This window comes from Zhongshania antarctica (genome assembly GCF_014202945.1).
In the GTDB taxonomy this organism is placed as follows: Bacteria; Pseudomonadota; Gammaproteobacteria; order Pseudomonadales; family Spongiibacteraceae; genus Spongiibacter; species Spongiibacter antarcticus.
Genome location: NZ_JACHHW010000002.1, coordinates 322,007 through 342,633, shown reverse-complemented (window position 1 = coordinate 342,633; position 20,627 = coordinate 322,007). Strand labels below are relative to the sequence as shown.

Here is a 20,627-nt window from a genome sequence, read left to right as displayed (position 1 = left end):
TGTGTTCGCAATTTTCTAAGCACGCGGTTATTGTCGCCTAGCGAAAAATAATGCTGCTCAGAATCAATCAAGTGCTTGCTCAAAAGCAGGCGGCACATTATTGTTATTTACATTGTTATACCGGCGTACAAGTAGGTACACCCGCACCGACCAAAGGAATGGTGAAGCGCTCATGTCGACAAGCCCTGCCAATTACTGCCTGCCTACGCAGCATAGTTTTCTTTCCGCTCCAGTTAAGTACTTTGGCCAGCGTAATAAGAAAGGCCTTCCTACGCCAAAATTAAATAGTTTGAAAAACAATAAGTTGCTGTGCGGCACTTTGCGTATTAAAAAATTAAAAGGCCGCCTTCTAATAATTATCATGAGGCCGGTGGCCTCATTAACAGGCTGTTAGGCATTAGAGTCGGTTATGAGAAGTACTCCAAAAATACTTAGCTCTACGAAGCCAGTACTTTATGAAACTGGATATGCAGATTGGCCATATGCTTTTGCTGGTTCCTGCTTCCCCATTAGATGGGGACGAAAACTGTATATTGTTTCCGCTTATCACTGCTATGAAAATCATCAAGTCAAACCGGAAGATACGCTGTATCCACTTCCTGAAGATGATTGGCGATTTTTGGGTTTTTGTAGCAAAACGAGAGGCAAAGACAGAGAATCTTTGGATTCTAAACATCATGATCAAATAGTAATTGAGGTTTGCGCTAATCTCCATCCGGCTAGAGAATTGGAGTCCGTGGAAGCCATAGATGTTAGCAAGCCCAATGGCACAATATCGCTGGATGACCCGTCTTTGAAAGACGTTTGGCTGCGCGGTTACATGTTTGCAAATCCCGAGCACAAGATCGACTACGAAGAAGGGAAAATATCGCAGCAGGCGTATGTAACCAATGGTGTGGTGTCATCTAGAAGAAGTCTTTTCGAACATTGCCATATGCTAAAAGTAAAAACTCCTTGCCCAAAGGCATGCTCGCCAAAAGGCATGAGTGGTAGCCCAGTTTACGGAGAAGATAGTGATGGCAATGTAAAGTACGCAGGAACAGTCATTGAATTCAACTCGCACACCGATGAATATTTAATCATAGACTTTAGCATTCTTGTAGAAACATTGCGGAGTGCAAATGCCTAACAAGGCCAGGCAGTGCGACCCATTTTCCGTTGCGCCTTCGGCTCCACTACAAATGATCGCCTGCTGGCGGCGTTATGACAATTTGATAAGCGAGAAAATATGGACGTACTAAAAAGTGTTGGAATTGTTGCTGCATTCAAGGGTTTCTTGATTTTTTTGCTATATGGCTTTATTACAACCGCCGTTATAGCTGGCGCATATGGTCTAGAGTCAGATCTGCCTAAGTCTGTAGTGGCGACTCTGGAAGGGCCTATTTCAATTTATACTTTTGGCTGGCTTTCTATTGTTGGTCTAGTTTTATTAGCAATCGTAACAAAGCTTGGGAAAAAAGATTGTGACTTTATAATTAACAGGCCGAAACGGATATTTTGGGTTGCACTACCTATATGCGAAGCTGCAATTGCTCTGGGAATTGTCATTGGCGGAACTCTTTTAGGAGTTGCTATTTCCTCCCATATACTGATCGCCGCAACACTAACTAGCACCAAAATATACCCCCAATTTTACGCACTAGCTGCATTTATGTTTCTTATTACATACCCCGTTGGGTATTTCACAATTGCACTTATAGATACAAAGAAAACCGTATTCTTTTGGTTAAATGTCAGCGCTCTCGTTTATGCTGCCTTCATTGTGGCAACATTATACTTTACGCTGCCGGTCAAAGATGCTTCTTTAGCTGGGCTTCAAGCTGTAATTTTAATTGCTGGCTATGCGTTTCTTTCGCATTCACGGCCAGTCATAACAAGTCAAGCAAGTGGGACGCCAAAAAACGGCGCCCCTTCTTGAGGCGTTATGTGAATCAGTTGGGAGTCCCGTGAATGTTCAGTAACTCTGATCACGATTTCATGACAGAAAATATGAAGATTTCTGTCGAGACACTTGAAGAAAAACTTAATGAACCGTTCTTTTCTGAATTCAAAGATATTGCCGTCGATGCTATATCAAAATACATAGATGCAATAAAGAATTACGAGGCATCAGGCGTTCCTCGTGATCTATTTTCTGGTCGAGACAATGAGGCTGAAGAAACTATCAGAAAACACTACTGCGAGATTTCTGACGGAATAGACAGAATAGAAATCATTGAGGTTATGGATGCATTGAGACACTCATTTTCATGCTACGCATATAATGGTCTACATCAACTATATACCAGGCAAGAAAATGAGTGTTGGCACCCGAAAATATGTCTTACTGATGTTCTCGAGCCAAATGACATAGAAGCTCTCCCTCAGACTATCACCTTGTACCGGGGTTGTGATGCAAGTGAATTTGAATGTAATTCCTTTGGGCAAGCATGGACAACTTCATTAGAGATGGCTGAGAATTTCGCATACAGAACCTACCGTAGCCAGCCATGGTTCGACGTAACCAATAGAGCTGTATTGGAAGTTAGCTACTGCAAAGATGATGTTTTATTTTCAGATCAATCAATTGAGTATGAAGTTGTTGTTGATGTTCAAAAATTAACCGGCGTGAGACGGCGCACATAACAAGCGCATGTTGTTCGCCGCATAAAAACATGCGGCTGGGACGGCTACGCTGTCGCTTCGCCAACCCAAATGCGGGCGTTATGTGCTCTAGGAGTAAACTCAGATAATTATGAATGGCTTGGAAAGAATTAAATTCTTAGACGATATTGGCTCTGAGTTGCAATCTCGAATGACATTTTCGGATATAGATGCATACTTTCGTGGGCATGGTGTTCCGACACAGGATAACTACCCCCACAATAGTAAAAGATCATATTCAAAGGACATGCTCGCGAAGGTCGAAGAGGAATTGCTTTTCAAAATTGCAGGTGAGCTGGGACTTATTGACATTCCAAGTGGTGCTGAGGTAGTACGAGAGGTCGGTTTTTGGAAGGCAGGTCATTTTGAGTCATTTAGCTTCCTTCAAAGTTCAAACTTCACACCTGCAAACTGCCCTTAGAAAGTATGCTATATCCAGTTTTGTCGCTCATGAAGATATTGAGCCGACAAAAGAATGGCAAAGCGAAATAGAGGCAGGCTTGAAAACTATGGATGCGTTAGCAGCGATTCTTATGCCCCGCTTTCAGGAAAGTAAGTGGTGCGATCAAGAAGTTGGAGTAGCTGTTGGTCGTGATGTTTTAATCATCCCGATCCGAAAAGGGCTTGACCCTTACGGATTTATTGGAAAGTATCAAGGAATTCAAGCTCAGGGAAAAACAATAGGTGACGTAGCCGAGGCGATATTTGAAACGCTGGTCAAGTCCCCAAAAACCAGAAATAAAATATTGATCTCACTTTCCGGCGCGCTTTCAAATGCGACTACAAGTGAAGAGGCATTAGAAAAAGTCTCTATTTTCAAATCTCTGGAAGGGGTGCCTTCGGATATTTTGGAAAATCTTAAGCAGCAAGTTGCCGACAACTCCCGACTAATTGAGTCTAAAGAATTCCTAGATAGCCTTAACTCGATGCTTAGTAAATTTAATGTTCAGAAGATAGTAATAGGTAAAGCTGAACAGGAGAAAGAATGGGATGATATTCCATTTTAAGTCAACACATAACAAACGCAGGCACAGCGACGGCTTTTCCGTCGCGGCTTCGCGTTCACTACAAAGCCTCGCGTGCTGCGGGCGTTAGGGCAATGTGGGGAAAACGAAATTAAATTAAAGGGGTCAGAGCCCTTTTTTATACTGCTCAGAATCAATCAAGTGCTTGCTCAAAAGCAGGCGGCACATTATTGTTATTTGCATCGTTATACCGGCGTATACGTAGGTACACCCGCACCGACCAACGGAATGGTGAAGCACTCATGTCGACAAGCCCTGCCAATTACTGCCTGCCTACGCAGCATAGTTTTCTTTCCGCTCCAGTTAAGTGCTTTGGCCAGCGTAATAAGAAAGGCCTTCCTACGCCAAAATTGAATAGTTTGAAAAACAATAAGTTGCTGTGCGGCGCTTTGCGTATTAAAAAATTAAGAGGCCGCCTTCTAATAATTGTTAATGAGGTCGGTGGCCTCATTAACAGGCTGTTAAAACGGACTACCCAACCTAAGGGAGTAGGATATGGAAATAGAGAAAAACTGGCCGGAAATTCTAAAGGTTCTTGGCAATGCCAAGCGCTCCAACCGTTTCTTCTCCATTGCTACTGTCGATTCCGACGGGAACCCTCACGTGACACCGATAGGTCATGTGTTTTTTCGTGATGATATGACGGGCTATTACTTCGATGCTTACTCAAAAGCCATGCCGAAAAACTTCGAGCACAACAAGCGAGTATGTGTCATGGGTGTAAACAGTAGCACCGGGTTTTGGTTAAAGTCCCTTTTCAAAGGTCAGTTCAACTCGGCTCCTGCTGTACGCTTGTTTGGAGAGGTTGGTGAGGCGCGGCAAGCCACCGAGGATGAAATTCGTGAGCTTCAGAATGCTATCCGAATCACCAGCAAACTGAAGGGGCATGAATTACTCTGGAGTGATCTGGATAGGGTGCGAGATATTAAGTTCGATTCCTTTTCGCCTGCAACATATCCGGCAATGTGCGAGGGGCTCTGGAAGTGAGCCAAGGCGAGACAGGTTTTAACAATGCCAGTCACGGCGACGGCTACTGCATTGCGGCTTCGCCTCCATTCCGTAGCCGCGCGTGCTGGCGGCGTTATTGGGAATCTAAATGAAGTTCGGTGTAATTCTGTCGCTGGCGTGGGTTCTGATAGCACTGGGTAAACGTTTTGGCGTTACTCATCTGCCATGTGGCTTAGTTTCTGGATTGCTTTCCAGTTTAATTGTAAATGCAGTTTTCTATGCTCTAGGTGAGCCGGGAACGAGTGTCGTTCTGGCGCTAGTGTTTTTAACGCCAATCAGCATTTTGGCGGGGTTTTTCGTAAGTCGGAGAGTTTATGGCTTGGGCCCAATTTTCAAAGACTCCCAATAACAAGACGGTGTTATCGCCTTCGGCTGGGACTGCCATTCCGCTGGCGCTCCATGCCAGCCCCAAACCGCGGCGTTATGTGTAGCGAGCTATCATGGAAGAAATGAAAGAATACATAGATATGTATGAAGGGATTCAGCCCCCTCATCTTGCATTCTATGGTCAAGCTATACGGTTTAATTTGGAGTCGGCAATTGCGTCTGTTCAATTCCTTATGGAGTGTCTAGAAGCTACGAATACAGTAGAAGATCCTCATAGCCTCACAGACCCAATTCTCGATTCCGTTCAGAACATATTAATTCATACTGCGAGCCTTTCTAAGTATTTCTGGCCTATTAGTAAGGGCATTAACAAGGTTCACAAAAAGCGAGCTCAGAATTTACGCAAGGCTTTCAATATAAAAGATAGCAGCGCTATACGAAACAAAGAGTTAAGAAATCACCTTGAGCATCTAGATGAAAATCTAGACAACTATCTCTGGTCAAAGCCTATAGTTGGAAATATATTTCCGGCGTATGTCGGGCCAGAGATGCGAAGAGACGAAGTTCCATATCATTTCTTTAGAGCGTTTTTTACAGATTCAGGCATATTTGAATCTCTTGGGCTTAGGCTGGATATCCAGCCAATTATCAATGAACTCTATGAAATATATCGAGGGGAATCTCGTGGCTAAAACACATAACAAGCGGCTCAAACCGACCTCCACTGCGTTGCTCGTTGTGTGCTTTCCCGCTACGCTCGCACAAAACAATCAACTCCGTTCCGGCGGCTTAGCCGGGCGTTATGTTGAATAGGGAGAGTCAGGATGGATGCAGCACTTGTATTGATATTTGTGGCCACGTTTACATCAATACTTATTTTGCCTGGCCCGAATGTAATGTTTGCAGTGGGTCAGTCTCTTAAATATGGTTTTATCGGCTCCATTTATGTTTCTCTCGGTTTTATGGCTTCGACTGGAATTCAGGCAGCGTTAGTTTTCTCAGGGTTAGGTGTGTTAGTTAGCAAGTATGCGTCAGCTTTGCTCATCCTCAAATGGCTAGGTGTGGCTTACCTTATTTACTTGGCTTATAAGCTATTCCGAAAAAATGGCGGTGTCACAGAGGGAGAGGAGAAAGCAATGTCTAAGCCAAAAATGTTTGTTACTGCAATGCTATTCTCTTTAACTAATCCTAAAGCTGTATTGGCAAGCGTATTAACATATCCATTATTCATTAGCCCTGTATACCCGTTCATACCACAGGCGTTTATTTTAGCAGCCTGTGCAATGGCTATATCGTTTTCCGTGTACGGTGCATACTCATTGTCTGCGTCAGTTTTTAAGAACAGGGCCATAAAAAGCAAATGGGGAAATAAATTTGTTGGTAGTCTGTATCTTATGGCCGCTGGTACTTTGGCATCAAAGTCAACATAACAAATTGCTGCAATGGACGTGGCAAACTTGTCACCTTTTTTGAAAAACACTCAAAAAATCCGCCAGCTTCACCAAACCGCTGTGCTCAGCGTTAAGCGCTCAAAGGGGTCCGAGTTCTGTGGAATATAGGGAAGTTCATTTAAGTGAATCTAAAGACATAGCTAGGCTAGCTGTTTGTCTCACAAATGAGATTATCGAAAGAACGGGTATTAAACACTTTGATGTCGATATTCCTTTGGCCGAGAAGCTCTGCGATGAGTTCTTAGGCAACGGGCAGTATTCTATATTAGCTGCATTTGATGGCAGTCAAATTATCGGATTTGGCGCTATGTGTGAAAGCAATTCTTTGTACGCAGAAGGCACGTTCGGCATTATTCAAGAGTTTTACGTTTTGCCAGAGTATCGGTCAAAATCAGTAGGTAAAGAGTTACTCCGAGAAATAGTTAAATTTTCCAAGCTCAAGAAATGGGTAAGACTCGAATTATGTACTCCGCCGGTTCCCGAATTTGAAAGAACAGTCGAGTTTTATAAAGAAAATGGTTTCGAAATAACTGGTGGTTACAAAATGAAGTGTGTAATCGCTTAACAAGTGTGTCAATTTAACGCCCTTACGCTGCGCTTCAGGGCGCAAATTACACAGGCGTTAGGGCTACCCATGGAGGAAACATGCCTAGTGTTTTGATCGAAGTAAGGCAGGAATATTCGCGAGAGACTGAGCAAGGAATAATGGAGGCAGTTCACGCCGCCATTCGCGACAGTTTCAAAATTAAGGCAGATGACCGCCATGTTCGCTTTGTTGTGCATGAGCCACATCGTTTTGAGTGCCCGCCGGGTCGTGAAAAGCCAGAAATCTATACACACATTAGTATTGACTGTTTTGCGGGTAGGTCGCTTGAGGCCAAGCGCAATCTTTACCAAGCAATTGTCAGCAATCTTCAAAATTTTGGCATTCCGCCAAATCACGTCAAAATACTGCTTCGTGAAATCACGGCAGAAAATTGGGGCATAAGGGGCGGTCAGGCCGCGTGTGACGTCGATCTGGGTTTCAAAATCAATGTGTAGTCGCCGCCCTAACAATACGTTTAACTGGACAATTTACAGCGGGGAATTTGCTTCGCAAATAGTACGCCTCGCTGTAAACCACTGCGCCCGCAAGCGGGCTCCGTTTTGCCAGTTAACTTGGCGTTAGGCATAGAAATTTAGGAGGAAAAAATGAAATCAATATGGCAGAGTATTTTTCTTTTTGTTGCTCTTTCGACATTTTCTCTCACGGTTAGTGCTGATGAGTATTTTGGTAGGTTTCTGGATCAATTAAAAGGAGCATTTATTGCTGATGCGGAGCCAAGGCCTCAATTTAAAATCGAACAGGATTTTAGGTTTGAAGACCCAAATGGTCTACTTTGGTTAACGCCAAGCGGTACTCATGTTGATGGCGCATCTATTCCTCAGTTTTTCTGGTCAATTATCGGTGGCCCGTTTGAAGGAGCATATATTAATGCTTCGGTAATTCATGATCATTATTGTCACACAAAAGAAAGAACGGCTCATGACACTCACAGGAATTTTTATTATGGCATGATGGCTTCAAATGTACCGGAATGGAAGGCCGACTTAATGCATTGGGCCGTGTCTACTTTTGGACCATCTTGGAAATTGGAAAAACGAGTTGTTATGAATCAAAATTGCATAGCAACAGGTAGTAATGACAAAATTTGTACAAACGTACCTACCATTCAAATGGTAACTGTTAGTGAGCCGTCCGTTGATTTAGCAAATCCAGAAGTATTAGCCTTGGCAATAAGCAAAACAAATGCTGTGGCAAGAACGCTTCTAACATCAAACGGAAAAGTGCTAGATGTATCCTCAGCCGGTCAGGTAAATTCAAATTTGACGTCCATAGAATCTAACGCCGCAAACTATCGAAAATTATTTCAAAGCCCAGAGATTGTGAATCAAACTGACAGTTTGGGGCTGCTTTCCCAAGCTAATAAAACAAGTTTGGCATCAATTCAGCCCTGGGCTGACAACAAGATACCAAGTTATACTGAAGCGAAAGTTCTAACTCATGATTTTGCCGCGCCAAAAGGTAACGGTTTACCATTTAAACTAGATGCAGGCAGTAGAGCTGTAATTTTGAATAACGTCGATTTACAAGCTATCGAGTCTAATTCTCGAGTGATGATAAAACTTCAGTAATAATGCCTAAAAAGGCCAAGCGCGCCGACCCAAACAGCGCTGCATCTTTTGCGCAAAGGCAGCCCCGCCGTTCGGTTGGGTGTTGGTAGCGTTTGGACAATATGGAGAAAACGAAATTGCTACAAAGGCTAGAAGGAAAAGTGGAACAATATCGCTCCATTACAAAGCGTAGTGTTCAAATAGAGTTGCAGGGAATTAAAAAAGTAATTGAATTAACAGTCTCTGAACCTTGGGTCGTTAAACGAAATGACCTTGTTACCGTAGTCGGTGAAACTGACCCTAAGTCGGGAAAGTTTATTGGCTATGCATACAAGAATTTGAGTAAGGGAGTATTCGGAAAATATGATGCTAAAGTGGGTGCTGGGGTAATATTTATTGTTGCTGGGCTTTTCTTTTGTTGGGCCATTTTTCCTCTATTTATCCATATCCCTGCCGGGTTTAAAGCCATAGCTCTAGGAAGAAAAGTAAATAATGCTGCGGCAATGTTATAGCAAGCACAGCCCTAACAAGTGCATCTTGCCGAGCTTGGGCATAGTGTCACCTTCTTTGCGCTGCGCGGCAAATAAGCCGCCAGCTCACTCAAGCCGAAAATGCAGGCGTTATCTTTTCCGAGTGAATTATGGATAATTGTAAAGGTTGTGGAGAAAAATATGACTATACAGATCGTGAAAACCTTGTTTCATTTGGAATAGTAAGCAATACCACAAGATGCCCTAAGTGTGGTCATGAACATAGAACAGATTACTTATCCGCAGTAATAGTGGCAGCGTCTCTTGGTTTGATAGTTTATGCACTGTTCTTGCTAATAAGCGCTGGCGGTGGTGATATTTATAAAAATACAAAGGAGTTATCAATACTTGCTGTAGGCGTTATAGGTGTGTTTTTTGGGTTTAAATCAATAAAGTTAATAAGTAGCAATGAAACATAAAAAAGCCATCAACCACAGCCACTTCGTGGCTGGATAGCCTAATGCCTGCTTCGCACTGGGCTGCCTCAAATGCGAGCGTTATGCGTTTTGTCCAATGGAAGATACCCATCATTTTATACGGAGAAATAAATGAACGCAGATATTATTACGAGTGCCGCACATGCTAGTCATGCAGGCCACGTGTCGTTTCCAGAGTTTGTGGGAGCACTTATTGGGCAAGGTGTAGAGTATTACTACGTTAATTTCAATGCTTTGCAAACTTCTTTTTACAGTAGCGAAGGTAGTGCTGTTTCTGTGCCATTACCATTCGAGAGTTTGCCAGCTGTGTCGGCAGACTTTGATGCACGTGGTTTGAAGGCTGCTATTGTAGATAGTCAGAATAATAGTCAGTCTTACCGACAGTTTTCAGAGCGTGCTATGCAATCTGGCGTACTAGGATATTTTGCATTTTTACGCGGTAAGCGTGTTATATACATTGGTCGTCAAGGTGATCAGCACATTGAGTGGTTTCCTGGTGTAAGCCCAGAAAGCACCTAAAAAACTTTTGCACGCGAACTATTTAATTTGTGGCAATATAGCGGAGCCGAATGCGGGTAAAAAGTAATGAGCTACGACGACTTTAATGATTTTTGTCGCGGGTTGCCAGCCAGTACCTACAGCCTTCAGTGGGGTGGTTCGCATGTGTGGAAAGTTGGCGCAAAGGTGTTTGCTGTTGGTGGCTGGCAAAAATCGGGACAAATGGGCTTTACGTTTAAAGCGTCAGACAATAATTATGAAATATTAAAAGACGAACCGGGATACCGCCCCGCCCCGTACTTGGCCTCTCGGGGGCTGAAATGGATACAGCAATGCGAGGTGTTTGAAAATTCAGAAGAGCAATTAAAATACTATTTAGCTGAGTCCCACCGCATTGTGTCTTTAGGCTTGAGTAAAAAAAATGCAGCGAGGGCTGGGGCTTAATCAGGATTAGTTCTCGTTTCAGCATTGCGTCCGATGTGCCCTTATTTCTCTGGGTGGTCTAACAAATAGCGAATGTTATTGTCTTAAAATTGCTTTCTTTGGCCGTATTCTCGCGGTCGTCTATATCACCCGCCACGGGTAGTAGTGTTGATATCATTAAATTATTGAGTAGCTAGCACATGGTCGGTTTATTGACGCGTATCACAATTATCAGTTTCATTATGCTTGCGGTGGGCTGTACTACGGTTCAGCAAAGCGACAGTAGTCATTGGCTTGGGTTTACGGAGTCTGGTGTGGCGTCTTTTTATGCTGATAAATATCAAAGTCGTAAAACAGCGAGTGGTGAACCGTATAAGCACGAGCTTAACACCGCTGCGCATAGAACATTGCCCTTTGGGTCCAATGTAAAAGTCACCAATATCAGTAATAGTAAAAGCGTGGTGGTCAGAATTAATGATCGTGGGCCTTTTGTGAAAGGCCGTATTATTGATCTTTCAAAGTCGGCTTTTGATGCGATAGGCAATACGTATTCTGGTTTGATTGAGGTCGAGATTGAAGTGATACCATCGCGTTAATATAGCGCGGTAACTGTTGGGCGAGCGCGATGGGTGCCAGGGTATTACGACGAGTTTAGAACAGGCAACCACCGAGAGACCTGTTTAATGTCAGTACCTCGGTGGTTATCTCTATTAGCCGCGCAAATTAAGCCGTGCTAGCGCACGCTCAGCCGCAGCCAGTACTTGCTTAGGTGCAGTGCCGCCAATGTGATCTCGGGCATTTACTGAACCTTCGAGTGTTAAAACATCAAACACGTCTTGTTCAATGTCGGTGCTAAAGGTCTGCAATTCAGCGAGGCTCATTTCTGAGAGGTCTTTGTTCTCGGCGATTCCGTAAGCTACTGATTTGCCAACGACTTCGTGTGCGTCGCGGAAGGGCAGGCCCTTGCGCACCAAGTAGTCGGCGAGGTCGGTGGCGGTAGAGAAGCCGCGCATGGCCGCTTCGCGGGTTATGTCGGCGTTGACGGTTATCGCAGGTACCATATCGGCGTAAGCTTTTAGGCAGTCTTTCACGGTATCGATAATGTCGAAGAGGGGTTCTTTGTCTTCTTGGTTGTCTTTGTTATAGGCCAGCGGCTGTGACTTCATTAGGGTTAACAAGCTGACCAAATGACCGTTCACTCTGCCGACTTTGCCGCGAATGAGTTCGGGCACGTCGGGGTTTTTCTTCTGGGGCATGATGGATGAGCCGGTGCAGAAGCGGTCGGGCAGTTCAATAAACTTGAACTGGGCCGAGGTCCACAGCACCAGTTCTTCGCTGAAGCGCGACATATGGGTCATCAGCAGGCTGGCGGCGGCAGCGAATTCAATAGCAAAGTCGCGGTCGCTTACTGAATCTAGCGAGTTTTCGGTGGGGCGGTCAAAGCCCAGTAACTCGGCGCTGTAGTGGCGGTCGATGGGGTAGGTGGTGCCGGCCAGTGCCGCGGCGCCGAGCGGGCATTGGTTGAGACGCGCTGCGCAGTCTTGAAAACGGCTGTAGTCGCGCTCTAGCATTTCATTCCACGCCAGCATGTGGTGGCCAAAGGTAACGGGCTGGGCAGTTTGCAGGTGAGTGAAACCCGGCATAATGGTGTGCGCTTCGCGGGTGGCGAGGGTAATTAAACCCTGCTGCAGGCGGCTGAGCTCGGTTACGATTAAGGCTAATTCGTCGCGCAAATACAGGCGAATATCAGTGGCAACTTGGTCGTTGCGCGAGCGGCCAGTGTGCAGCTTTTTGCCGGTGATGCCGATTTTGTCGGTGAGCCGCGCTTCAATATTCATGTGCACGTCTTCAAGGCTGATCGACCACTCAAAGCGACCGCTGAGGATTTCGGCGCGAATCTCTTCTAAGCCTTCTTGAATTTTGCTGAGTTCGTCGGTGGTGAGTACGCCGACTTTGGCGAGCATGGCCGCGTGGGCTAGCGAGCCGTTGATGTCGTGGTGGTAAAGGCGCTGATCGAAGCTGACAGAGGCCGTAAAACGCTCTACGAACTGGTCAGTTGCCTCGGTAAAGCGGCCGCCCCAGGGTTTGATGCTCGGATCTTTGTCACTCATTGCGCTGTTGTTCCTGTATTGCTTGGCTGTAGGACTTGCTCCCGTTGATGTGAACGGGTGATCTACAGACGCCTAAAAGGCGCCATTATAGCAGTTTTGCGTCTGACCGCCTGCGCTCCAGTGAGTAATAAAATTGTCATATCTGGTCGCCATACTGTTTTTCCGTAAAATCGAGCCATTACGCAAGGAAGAACAATGAACGACGTCAGCTCCCCCCGCGCCAAGTTAGTGGAAATGCTTTGGCAGTTAAAGCTGAGCTATGACAAGCAGGGCGATAAGGGCGTGCGTTACATTCATTTTAATACCTTGCTAAACGATCCGGCCTACCGCAAGGAGTTAATTGAGCAGGCGGCCGTAAGCAGCAATACAGAAATTCGTGAGCTGGGTCTCGGGCTGCGCCGAATCAATATTAATACCGCGTTAACGCAGGGGCGCCACGATCGTCGAGCAGCCGCCATGAACCCAGATATTGCTGAAACGATTGGCTTTAAGCAGCTTGGCGCGCCCGCAAAACCGCTGCGCAAATGGTTGTTGATTGCGGGGGTGCTTTTGCTTGGCGGCGTAGTCGGTGCGGCTTTATTTAGTGACGATCTAAAAAGCGTGTATAGCGGCAGCAAAGTAGTGAGTGGCTCTCTGCATGGGGAGCAGCTCTGGACGAATGATAAAACCTGGGTGCTAGAAGGAATTGTGTATGTTGAGGCCGGTGCGCGGCTGGTAATTGAAGCGGGTACGCTGGTGCAAGGCCGCGCTGGCAGTGCTTTATTAGTGACGCGCGACGGTAGCATTCAGGCGCGGGGCACGGCTGCTCAACCAATTGTGTTCACGAGCGCTGTGCCAGCGGGCAAGCGTCGCGCGGGTGACTGGGGCGGTCTAGTGATGCTGGGCAATGCGCCGGTCAATACCGCTGACGCGCAAATTGAAGGTCTCGATGCTGGCGACACGCGGGGCATGTTTGGCGGCGTCGACGCCAGTGACAATTGTGGCGTGCTGGAATATGCCCGTATTGAGTTTGCCGGTTACGAGGTTTACGCCAATAACGAATTAAATGGTCTGACCTTGGGCGGCTGTGGGAGCAAAACCATTGTTCGCAATGTGCAGGTGCACCGCGCCTTAGACGACGGCATCGAGATCTTTGGTGGCAACGTCGATTTTCGTCATATTTTGATTACCGGTGCTGCCGACGACTCCCTAGACTGGGATATGGGCTGGACGGGCCGCGTGCAGTTTTTGCAGGTGCAGCAATACCCCAGCGTGGGCGATAACGCCTTTGAGGCAGATAACGATGAAATTAATCACGAGGCTGGGCCGGTGTCCCAGCCCACGTTTTACAATGTCACCTTGCAGAGTATGCAGAGCAGCGAGCGCCATCAGCGCGCCATGACCTTGCGCCGTGGCACGGGCGGGCATTTTTACAATATGGTGATCGACGGCTTTTCAGGCGAGGCCATTGATATTAAAGACCGCAGCACGGTGGCACGCATCGAGCAGGGACTGCTGAGCTTTGGCGGTTTGTTTATTGCCGATATTGGCCAAGGTGGCCGCAGTTACTTTGCCGCTGAGGCTGGCGATCAGGATGACGACGGTGGCTTTGATGAGGCCGCGTATTTTGCGAAGGCTGCCGAACTGGGCAATAGCCCACAATTTGTTCAGCGCTTGCGCACCGAGACCGACCACGACTACCGTCTTGCGGCCAGCTCGCCAGCCAGAAACCATGCACAGGCAATTCCTCAAGGTGAATTCTGGGACGAAGCGGCAAACTATCGCGGCGCGTTTCGACCAGGGGCGAATGTGATGTGGACCGATGGCTGGACTGACTACCCAATTAACTGATTGTATCCGCACTCTTTTTTGAATATGCGCTCCGCGTTTTGCCTGCTATGCTCAGAGCTTACTAAGCTTAATTTTTGACATAGGCAGGCACTGTGCAACGACGCGAAGCGGATAAACCACTGGATTACCGAATTAGCCGAATTTCTTTTATTGGCGACCTTCTTAGCCCCCAAGCGCTATTGCTGATTGTATTGTTAGCAGTGCTATTGTCTCTTTCTTTGACCATTCTCAAATCGGGTTTGCAGCATTTTGACTGGTATCTGCTGGGCATGTCTGGCATGTACATTATTTGGTGTTTGCTGGGTGCGGCGACGATTTTGACCTGGTGCAAACCGCTGTTTCAGCGCACGAGCACGGCATATACGGCGGGCATCAGTTTTGTCATTGGTCTTTGCTGGGTTGTGATTGTGACGGTGGCCGCGCAGTGGTTGGCCAGTGGCGTGATGCAAGGCGAAGCTTGGAATATCAATTTTTGGCAGATTGCCGACACGCTGGCGGTGGCGAGCCTATTGCTTGGCGTGGGTATGCGTTACGCCTACCTCAGCCTGCAATTTCGATTGCGCGAACAAAGCATTTTACATGCCCGTCTTGACGCCCTGCACTCGCGGATTCGCCCGCATTTTCTGTTCAATACTCTTAATAGCATTAGTAGTTTGATTAGTACTGAGCCGGTGAAGGCCGAACAGGCTGTCGAAGATTTAGCGGCATTGTTTAGGGCGAATTTACAGGGCGGCATGAGCATGGTGCCCTGGGTCGAAGAACGCGATTTGTGTGAGCGCTATCTGCGCATTGAAAATGCCAGATTGGGTGACCGGCTAAAAGTAGATTGGCAGCAAGCGGAGCTTGGCGACAAAGTACTGGTGCCCTCACTGCTCTTGCAACCGTTGCTAGAGAACGCCATTTTGCATGGCGTGCAGCAGTTACCTGCCGGTGGCACAGTAGTAGTGCGCGCGAGTTTAAAAGGCGAAATGGTGGAAATTGATATTAGCAATCCATTGCCCACCAATGCGGATGCGCCTGCGGGCAATGGCATGGCGAATGAAAATATACGGCTGCGTTTGCAAACCCTGTTTGGCGACCGCGCAAAATTTGGCGCCAGTCGAGACGGCAGCCAGTATCGGGCCCACGCGTCATTTCCTTTAGCTTATGAGCGCAGGGCGATGGCGCGGTGAGAGTACTGCTGGTTGATGACGAGCCCTTGGCACGCCAGCGTGCCGCGCGCTTATTGGCTGAATTAGACGATATTGTGGTGGTTGGTGAAGCCGCAAATGCCGAGCAAGCACTCAGTGAATTTGAGCGCTGTCGTCCAGATGTGCTGTTGCTCGATATCTCGATGCCCGGCATGAGCGGTATTGAGTTGGCCAAGCGGCTCGGTGAATATGAGCCCGCCCCCGCTGTGGTGTTTTGTACCGCCTACGACGAGTACGCGGTGGCGGCCTTTGAAACACATGCCTTGGGTTATTTACTTAAACCGATACAGCGCGACAAGCTCGCCGCCGTATTTTCTCGTTTGTCACGCTTAAATCAAGCGCAGCTATCGGCCTTGGCAACAATGACTGCCGAGGATCATGATCGCGGCCCGCGTCAGCAACTTTGTGTTAATAGCGCTCAAGGTATGAGCCTGTTGCCGGTATCTGCCGTGCGCTATTTTTATGCGGACAATAAATACGTCAGTGCGGTTCACCCTGAAGGGGAGTCGTTGCTAGATGAAAGCCTCAAGGAGCTCGAAGACGAATTTAGTGAGCAGTTTGTGCGCGTGCACCGCAATGCCTTGGTCTCGCTGGCGTATTTACAGGGTATTGAGCGAGTCGGCGTTGCCGCCTACCGAGTGCGTTTACACGGCATGGCGGAAGGCCCGCAGATTAGTCGTCGCCATTTGCCTGCGCTGCGAGCGCGCCTAAATAAAAAATCCTAGGTTTCTATTATTGCCGTTGCCGCCGCGTCTGGCGGCCTTAATGGTTTTGTCGGCGCCGTCGCTGGCGTATCATGGTGATCTACTTTGTCTTACGGAATGACTTATGTCCGATAATATTATCCGCATCGCCACCCGCGAGAGTTTGCTGGCCTTATGGCAGGCGGAATTCATTAAAGCCGAACTACAGGCCGCTCATCCCGGTTTACAGGTTGAATTATTAGGAATGACCACCCGTGGCGACCAGTTGCTGGATTCGCCACTCTCAAAAATTGGTGGTAAAGCGCTGTTTGTGAAGGAGCTTGAGCAAGCTTTGCTCGAAGGTCGCGCCGACATTGCCGTGCATTCTATGAAAGATGTGCCAATGGAGTTCCCCGCAGGTTTGGGCTTGGCCATTATTTGCGAGCGCGAAGACCCACGGGATGCCTTTGTCAGCAACCATTTTAGCGCGGTTGAAGCTTTGCCTCAGGGTGCCCGGGTAGGGACGTCGAGTTTGCGCCGGGAGTGCCAACTGCGAGCCCAGCGCCCAGATTTACAGATTTCTAGTTTGCGCGGTAATGTGCAAACGCGCTTGCGCAAGCTTGACGAAGGCGAGTTCGATGCCATCGTTTTGGCGTCGGCCGGTTTAATTAGGCTGAAATTAGAGGCCCGAATTGCCTCGTATATGTCGGTTGAAACCAGCTTGCCAGCCTGCGGCCAGGGCGCAGTGGGTGTCGAAACCCGTATTGCTGACGATCGCGTGAACGCGCTATTAAAGCCCTTGCACAACAGTGTTAGTGCAACGCAAGTTATGGCAGAAAGAGCCATGAATCGTCGCCTAGAAGGCGGCTGCCAAGTGCCGATTGCGGGCTATGCCATCGCCGACCCAAGCAACCCCGACCAACTTTGGTTGCGGGCCTTGGTAGGTGAGCCCAGTGGCGGAAAAATTCTTACCGCAGAGGCGCGGGGACCACGTAGCCAAGCCGAAGCGCTCGGCGTGGCCGTTGCCGAAGACTTGCTGGCTCAAGGCGCGGGCGCTATTTTGCAGGCGGTGTATGGCAACAGCAAGCCAGCCTGATCTTGCCGGATTACGGGTTTTAGTAACGCGTCCGGTAGAGCGCAGCGCTGAATTGGTCGCCGCGCTAACGGCGGCCGGAGCCAAGGTCTTAACCCAGCCCTTGCTTAATATCGCGCCGCTCACAGTGCCGCACCACGAGGCGGAGTTGCAGCGCAGCCGACAGTTGTTTATGAACTTAGATTGCTATCAACATCTAATCTTTATCAGCGTGAACGCGGTGAGCTACGGAATAGAGGCAATCGAGCAGTTTTGGCCCCAGTGGCCCGTTGGCGTGAAGGTTCACGCCATAGGTGCAGCTACTGCGGCGGCCTTAGCTGCGCGGCAGATCGACGTTGACACAGTTGATAACGTCGCGATGAACAGTGAAAGCCTGTTGGCTAACCCAGTCTTACAGCGTCTACAAGGCCAGAAAGTACTTATAGTCAGAGGCCTTGGTGGCCGTGAGTATTTGGCAGAGCAGCTTGCGGCACGAGGCGCCCAGGTAGACTATGCTGAATGTTATCAGCGTCTTAGTCCGGCGCTAGATCGCGAGCAATTCCATACGTTACTGCGCAGGCAGGACATTAATATTGTTTGCGTAAACAGTGGCGAGACCTTGCACTATTTTCATTCCTTGTTGCAAGACGCGGCATTGAGCTACAGGGTGTTAGTGCCCGGCGAACGGGTAGCGAGTTTGGCTGTAGCGCTGGGTTTTACCCAAGTAATACAAGCCGAAAATGCCGGTACTGCAGCAACCTTGGCCGCTTTAAGGGGCTTTGTGAACAAATAAATTGACCGTGAACATGCTATTAATCAGTGAATTTGAGCAGAGAGAAAATAATGAGCGGTGACAAACCGGAAGATAAAAAAGACGTAAATTCCGAATCGGCCTCAGCGGTGCCAGTGCCACCTGAATCTTCGGTGAGCAAGAGCCAAGATGCCAAATCGGCCCCGCCGCCAGCACCCCCTAAATCAAACTCGCCAAAAGATAAGGCAGCCAAACCTAAACGCTCTGGTGTGGTCATTGCCTTGCTCGCCTTGCTGATTGCGATACTAGCTTTGGCGCTAGCGGCGTGGCAATACCAGCAGGAATATCTGTTGGCGAAAACCGAGGCCTCGGTAACCAGCGACTTAAAAGCCGAGCTGCAAACCTTAAGCGCCTCTCAGACTGAACTAGTGGCGAGCTTCGCCGCACAGCGCGAAGCCTTGGCACAATTGCGGCTAGACAATAGCAGTCAATTGAGCGCGCTTAGTCGCCGCAGTCAGGAGTTGGAAACCAAAATGCAGTCGCTGACCACCGTCGACCGCCAAGATTGGTTGCTTGCCGAAGTGGAGTATTTACTCCGCCTGGCGAATCAGCGTGCGCAATTGAGTCACGACCCTCGGGCGGCGGCGCAATTACTGAGTAATGCCGACTCCATATTGCGGGAGCTTGACGACGCCGCCTTGCATCCCGTGCGCGCTGAGCTAGCTAAAGAAATTAGCGCCTTGCAAAACAGTGCAGATGTCGACATTGAGGGAGTGTATTTGACCCTGCAGGGCCTAGCCACCGAAGCCGGAAAGCTGAAGTTATATCAGGCGCCAAGTTACAGCGCCGAAGAAGTAGAAGAGACATCTGAAGAATGGCAGCAGCGGCTTCAAAGTGGCTTAGATAATGCCTGGGCCAAGTTGCGCAGCTATATTCGCATTCGTCACCACGACCAAAACTTTAAAGCCCAGTTGGCTCCAGAGCAGGAAGCGGCGTTGCGGGCTAGCTTGCGCTTAATGTTTGAGCAGGCCCAGTTGGCGCTGCTGGCAAATCGGCCGCTTTTATATCAGAGGGCGCTGGATAAGGCCGCGGCATGGCTGCAAGAGTATTATCAGCTCGACGACCACCGCGATGGCTTACTAAAGCAAATTAGCACGGTGCGAGCGATGCCCGTCAGCCCAGAGATGGCTGATATCTCTGGTTCACTGCGTAGCTTAAAAGTGTATTTAAAGAGTCACCGTTGGCAGCAAGAGGCGCGTAAATGAAAATTTTCATTGCGGTGCTGCTGGCCCTTGCCCTATCTGCGGGTTTGGCGGCGGCGATACAACAGGATTCGGGCTATATTCTGATCGCGTATGGCCAAACCACCGTCGAAATGACCATTTGGGTTGGCGTGGCGGTGTTAACGGTATTCCTGATATTGGTGATACTGATTTTTATGAGTTTGCGGCGCGGCGCCAAAGTCTCAGACAGCATTGGTTCCTTTTGGACTGTGCGGCGCGCGGTGCGGGGGCGCAGTCATACCACCTTGGGTATGATTGCTTTCATCGAGGGCAATTGGGCCAAAGCGCGCAAATTACTCACCGATTCGGCCAAAGACACCGAAACGCCTCTCATCAATTACTTGCTTGCCGCTCGGGCCAGCCATGCCCTTGGCGATGCGCCAGGCAGTCGTCATTATTTGGGGTTGGCAGAGCAAACCAGCAATAAGGCAAGTATTGCGGTGGCCTTAACGCAGGCTGAAATGCAGGTGGAAAATGGTCGTCTTGAAGAGGCGCTTGCGACCTTAACGCGGGCCCGCCGCAACGCCGAACGCCATCCCTCGGTGCTGACGCTGCTGAAAAAAGTGTATATCGGCCTGCGCGACTGGAACTCGCTCTTGGCCTTAATTCCGGATTTGCGCAAGCACGGCGGTATTAGCGAGGAACGCTTGGCAGAGTTAGAGCGTGAAGCCTTAATGGGGCAGCTGGAGAACACCGCGCAGCAGGGTGATACGGCGGCATTACAGCAGTGGTGGAAGCACGTGCCGCGCAATTGGCATCGTGATAACGGTCTGCTGCTAAGCTATTGTCGCGTGCTCGTTGCAGCGGGGGATTCTGCCAGCGCTGAAAAATTACTTCGCCAGTCTATAAAGCTCAGCTGGCACAGTGACTTAGTAAAATTATATGGTCTGATTGCCGGTAGCGATGTGGCGCGCCAACTCAGTGCGGCGGAGTCGTGGCGTAAAGAACACGGCGATGATGCAGTCTTGTTATTGACGCTTGGACGTTTATCGCTGCGCAATGAGCTGTGGGGTAAGGCCAGAGAGTATTTTGAGCAAGCGTATCAGCTCAGCCCTAATAGCGAAGTGTGTTTTGAGTTGGGGCGACTCATGGTTAATTTAGATGAGCCTGCTGCGGCAGAGCGTTTTACGCAAGAAGCCCTGCAGCTGCAAGGACAGTCGCTGCCGAGTTTGCCGCAGCCCTCGTTAAGCAAATTAAAGGAGTAAACGCGC

The 20,627-nt window shown here is 48.4% G+C and carries 24 protein-coding genes; 23 read left to right on the top strand and 1 reads right to left on the bottom strand.

Features of this window, described 5'->3' with window-relative positions; all coding sequences use genetic code 11:
• Window positions 1-409: 409 nt before the first annotated feature.
• From HNQ57_RS04465 to HNQ57_RS18030, 16 genes are all read left to right on the top strand, one after another.
• Window positions 410-1,129 carry a hypothetical protein gene (locus tag HNQ57_RS04465; RefSeq protein WP_184461415.1) on the top strand — a complete coding sequence of 240 codons (720 nt, stop codon included), beginning with the start codon at window positions 410-412 and terminating at the stop codon, window positions 1,127-1,129.
• A gap of 99 nt (window positions 1,130-1,228) precedes the next feature.
• The gene (locus tag HNQ57_RS04460; protein ID WP_184461414.1) at window positions 1,229-1,918 is read left to right on the top strand and encodes a hypothetical protein; all 690 of its coding nucleotides are present in this window, start codon (window positions 1,229-1,231) and stop codon (window positions 1,916-1,918) included.
• A 32-nt stretch (window positions 1,919-1,950) separates the two neighbouring features.
• Complete coding sequence (locus HNQ57_RS04455) at window positions 1,951-2,625, top strand: hypothetical protein (protein WP_184461413.1); 675 nt, start codon at window positions 1,951-1,953, stop codon at window positions 2,623-2,625.
• A gap of 383 nt (window positions 2,626-3,008) precedes the next feature.
• Window positions 3,009-3,650, top strand: a complete 642-nt coding sequence (locus tag HNQ57_RS04450) for a toll/interleukin-1 receptor domain-containing protein (RefSeq protein ID WP_221301569.1) — start codon at window positions 3,009-3,011, stop codon at window positions 3,648-3,650.
• A gap of 513 nt (window positions 3,651-4,163) precedes the next feature.
• Complete coding sequence (locus HNQ57_RS04445) at window positions 4,164-4,655, top strand: pyridoxamine 5'-phosphate oxidase family protein (protein WP_184461412.1); 492 nt, start codon at window positions 4,164-4,166, stop codon at window positions 4,653-4,655.
• Window positions 4,656-4,764: 109 nt separating this feature from the next.
• A complete protein-coding gene (locus HNQ57_RS04440) occupies window positions 4,765-5,025 on the top strand; it encodes a hypothetical protein (protein ID WP_184461411.1) in 261 nt (86 codons plus the stop codon).
• Window positions 5,026-5,116: 91 nt separating this feature from the next.
• On the top strand, window positions 5,117-5,695 hold the full coding sequence (locus HNQ57_RS04435) for a hypothetical protein (RefSeq protein WP_184461410.1): 579 nt from the start codon (window positions 5,117-5,119) through the stop codon (window positions 5,693-5,695).
• A gap of 132 nt (window positions 5,696-5,827) precedes the next feature.
• Window positions 5,828-6,433: a LysE family translocator gene (locus tag HNQ57_RS04430; protein WP_184461409.1), complete on the top strand. Its 606-nt coding sequence runs from the start codon at window positions 5,828-5,830 to the stop codon at window positions 6,431-6,433.
• A 118-nt stretch (window positions 6,434-6,551) separates the two neighbouring features.
• Entirely contained in the window at window positions 6,552-7,019 is a 468-nt protein-coding gene (locus HNQ57_RS04425) for a GNAT family N-acetyltransferase (RefSeq protein WP_184461408.1), read from the top strand.
• 80 nt (window positions 7,020-7,099) lie between these two features.
• Complete coding sequence (locus HNQ57_RS04420) at window positions 7,100-7,495, top strand: tautomerase family protein (protein WP_184461407.1); 396 nt, start codon at window positions 7,100-7,102, stop codon at window positions 7,493-7,495.
• Window positions 7,496-7,645: 150 nt separating this feature from the next.
• Window positions 7,646-8,629: a DUF1353 domain-containing protein gene (locus HNQ57_RS04415; RefSeq protein WP_184461406.1), complete on the top strand. Its 984-nt coding sequence runs from the start codon at window positions 7,646-7,648 to the stop codon at window positions 8,627-8,629.
• A gap of 140 nt (window positions 8,630-8,769) precedes the next feature.
• On the top strand, window positions 8,770-9,120 hold the full coding sequence (locus HNQ57_RS04410; RefSeq protein ID WP_226968228.1) for a hypothetical protein: 351 nt from the start codon (window positions 8,770-8,772) through the stop codon (window positions 9,118-9,120).
• Window positions 9,121-9,248: 128 nt separating this feature from the next.
• Window positions 9,249-9,557 carry a hypothetical protein gene (locus HNQ57_RS04405; RefSeq protein ID WP_184461405.1) on the top strand — a complete coding sequence of 103 codons (309 nt, stop codon included), beginning with the start codon at window positions 9,249-9,251 and terminating at the stop codon, window positions 9,555-9,557.
• A gap of 129 nt (window positions 9,558-9,686) precedes the next feature.
• Complete coding sequence (locus HNQ57_RS04400) at window positions 9,687-10,094, top strand: DUF1398 family protein (protein ID WP_184461404.1); 408 nt, start codon at window positions 9,687-9,689, stop codon at window positions 10,092-10,094.
• Between the two features lie 66 nt (window positions 10,095-10,160).
• Window positions 10,161-10,517, top strand: a complete 357-nt coding sequence (locus tag HNQ57_RS04395) for an MmcQ/YjbR family DNA-binding protein (protein WP_184461403.1) — start codon at window positions 10,161-10,163, stop codon at window positions 10,515-10,517.
• Between the two features lie 179 nt (window positions 10,518-10,696).
• The gene (locus HNQ57_RS18030) at window positions 10,697-11,092 is read left to right on the top strand and encodes a septal ring lytic transglycosylase RlpA family protein (protein ID WP_184461402.1); all 396 of its coding nucleotides are present in this window, start codon (window positions 10,697-10,699) and stop codon (window positions 11,090-11,092) included.
• Between the two features lie 114 nt (window positions 11,093-11,206).
• Here the strand turns inward: HNQ57_RS18030 and argH are convergent, their stop codons facing one another.
• Complete coding sequence (argH, locus tag HNQ57_RS04385; RefSeq protein ID WP_184461401.1) at window positions 11,207-12,607, bottom strand: argininosuccinate lyase; 1,401 nt, start codon at window positions 12,605-12,607, stop codon at window positions 11,207-11,209.
• A 195-nt stretch (window positions 12,608-12,802) separates the two neighbouring features.
• Here argH and HNQ57_RS04380 point away from each other — a divergent pair, with 195 nt between their 5' ends.
• The 7 genes from HNQ57_RS04380 (at window position 12,803) to HNQ57_RS04350 (ending at window position 20,621) form a co-directional block, all read left to right on the top strand.
• On the top strand, window positions 12,803-14,437 hold the full coding sequence (locus HNQ57_RS04380) for a hypothetical protein (protein WP_184461400.1): 1,635 nt from the start codon (window positions 12,803-12,805) through the stop codon (window positions 14,435-14,437).
• 92 nt (window positions 14,438-14,529) lie between these two features.
• Window positions 14,530-15,609, top strand: coding sequence for a sensor histidine kinase (locus HNQ57_RS18145; protein ID WP_184461399.1), 1,080 nt, complete (start codon window positions 14,530-14,532; stop codon window positions 15,607-15,609).
• Window positions 15,606-16,352, top strand: a complete 747-nt coding sequence (locus HNQ57_RS04370; protein ID WP_184461398.1) for a LytR/AlgR family response regulator transcription factor — start codon at window positions 15,606-15,608, stop codon at window positions 16,350-16,352. The genes HNQ57_RS18145 and HNQ57_RS04370 overlap by 4 nt, the downstream gene beginning before the upstream one ends.
• A 103-nt stretch (window positions 16,353-16,455) precedes the next feature.
• Complete coding sequence (gene hemC / locus HNQ57_RS04365; RefSeq protein WP_184461397.1) at window positions 16,456-17,406, top strand: hydroxymethylbilane synthase; 951 nt, start codon at window positions 16,456-16,458, stop codon at window positions 17,404-17,406.
• The gene (locus HNQ57_RS04360) at window positions 17,384-18,175 is read left to right on the top strand and encodes a uroporphyrinogen-III synthase (protein ID WP_184461396.1); all 792 of its coding nucleotides are present in this window, start codon (window positions 17,384-17,386) and stop codon (window positions 18,173-18,175) included. Before hemC ends, HNQ57_RS04360 begins: the two co-directional genes overlap by 23 nt.
• 50 nt (window positions 18,176-18,225) lie before the next feature.
• Complete coding sequence (locus HNQ57_RS04355; RefSeq protein ID WP_184461395.1) at window positions 18,226-19,398, top strand: uroporphyrinogen-III C-methyltransferase; 1,173 nt, start codon at window positions 18,226-18,228, stop codon at window positions 19,396-19,398.
• Window positions 19,395-20,621, top strand: a complete 1,227-nt coding sequence (locus HNQ57_RS04350) for a heme biosynthesis HemY N-terminal domain-containing protein (RefSeq protein ID WP_184461394.1) — start codon at window positions 19,395-19,397, stop codon at window positions 20,619-20,621. The genes HNQ57_RS04355 and HNQ57_RS04350 overlap by 4 nt, the downstream gene beginning before the upstream one ends.
• Window positions 20,622-20,627: the final 6 nt, after the last annotated feature.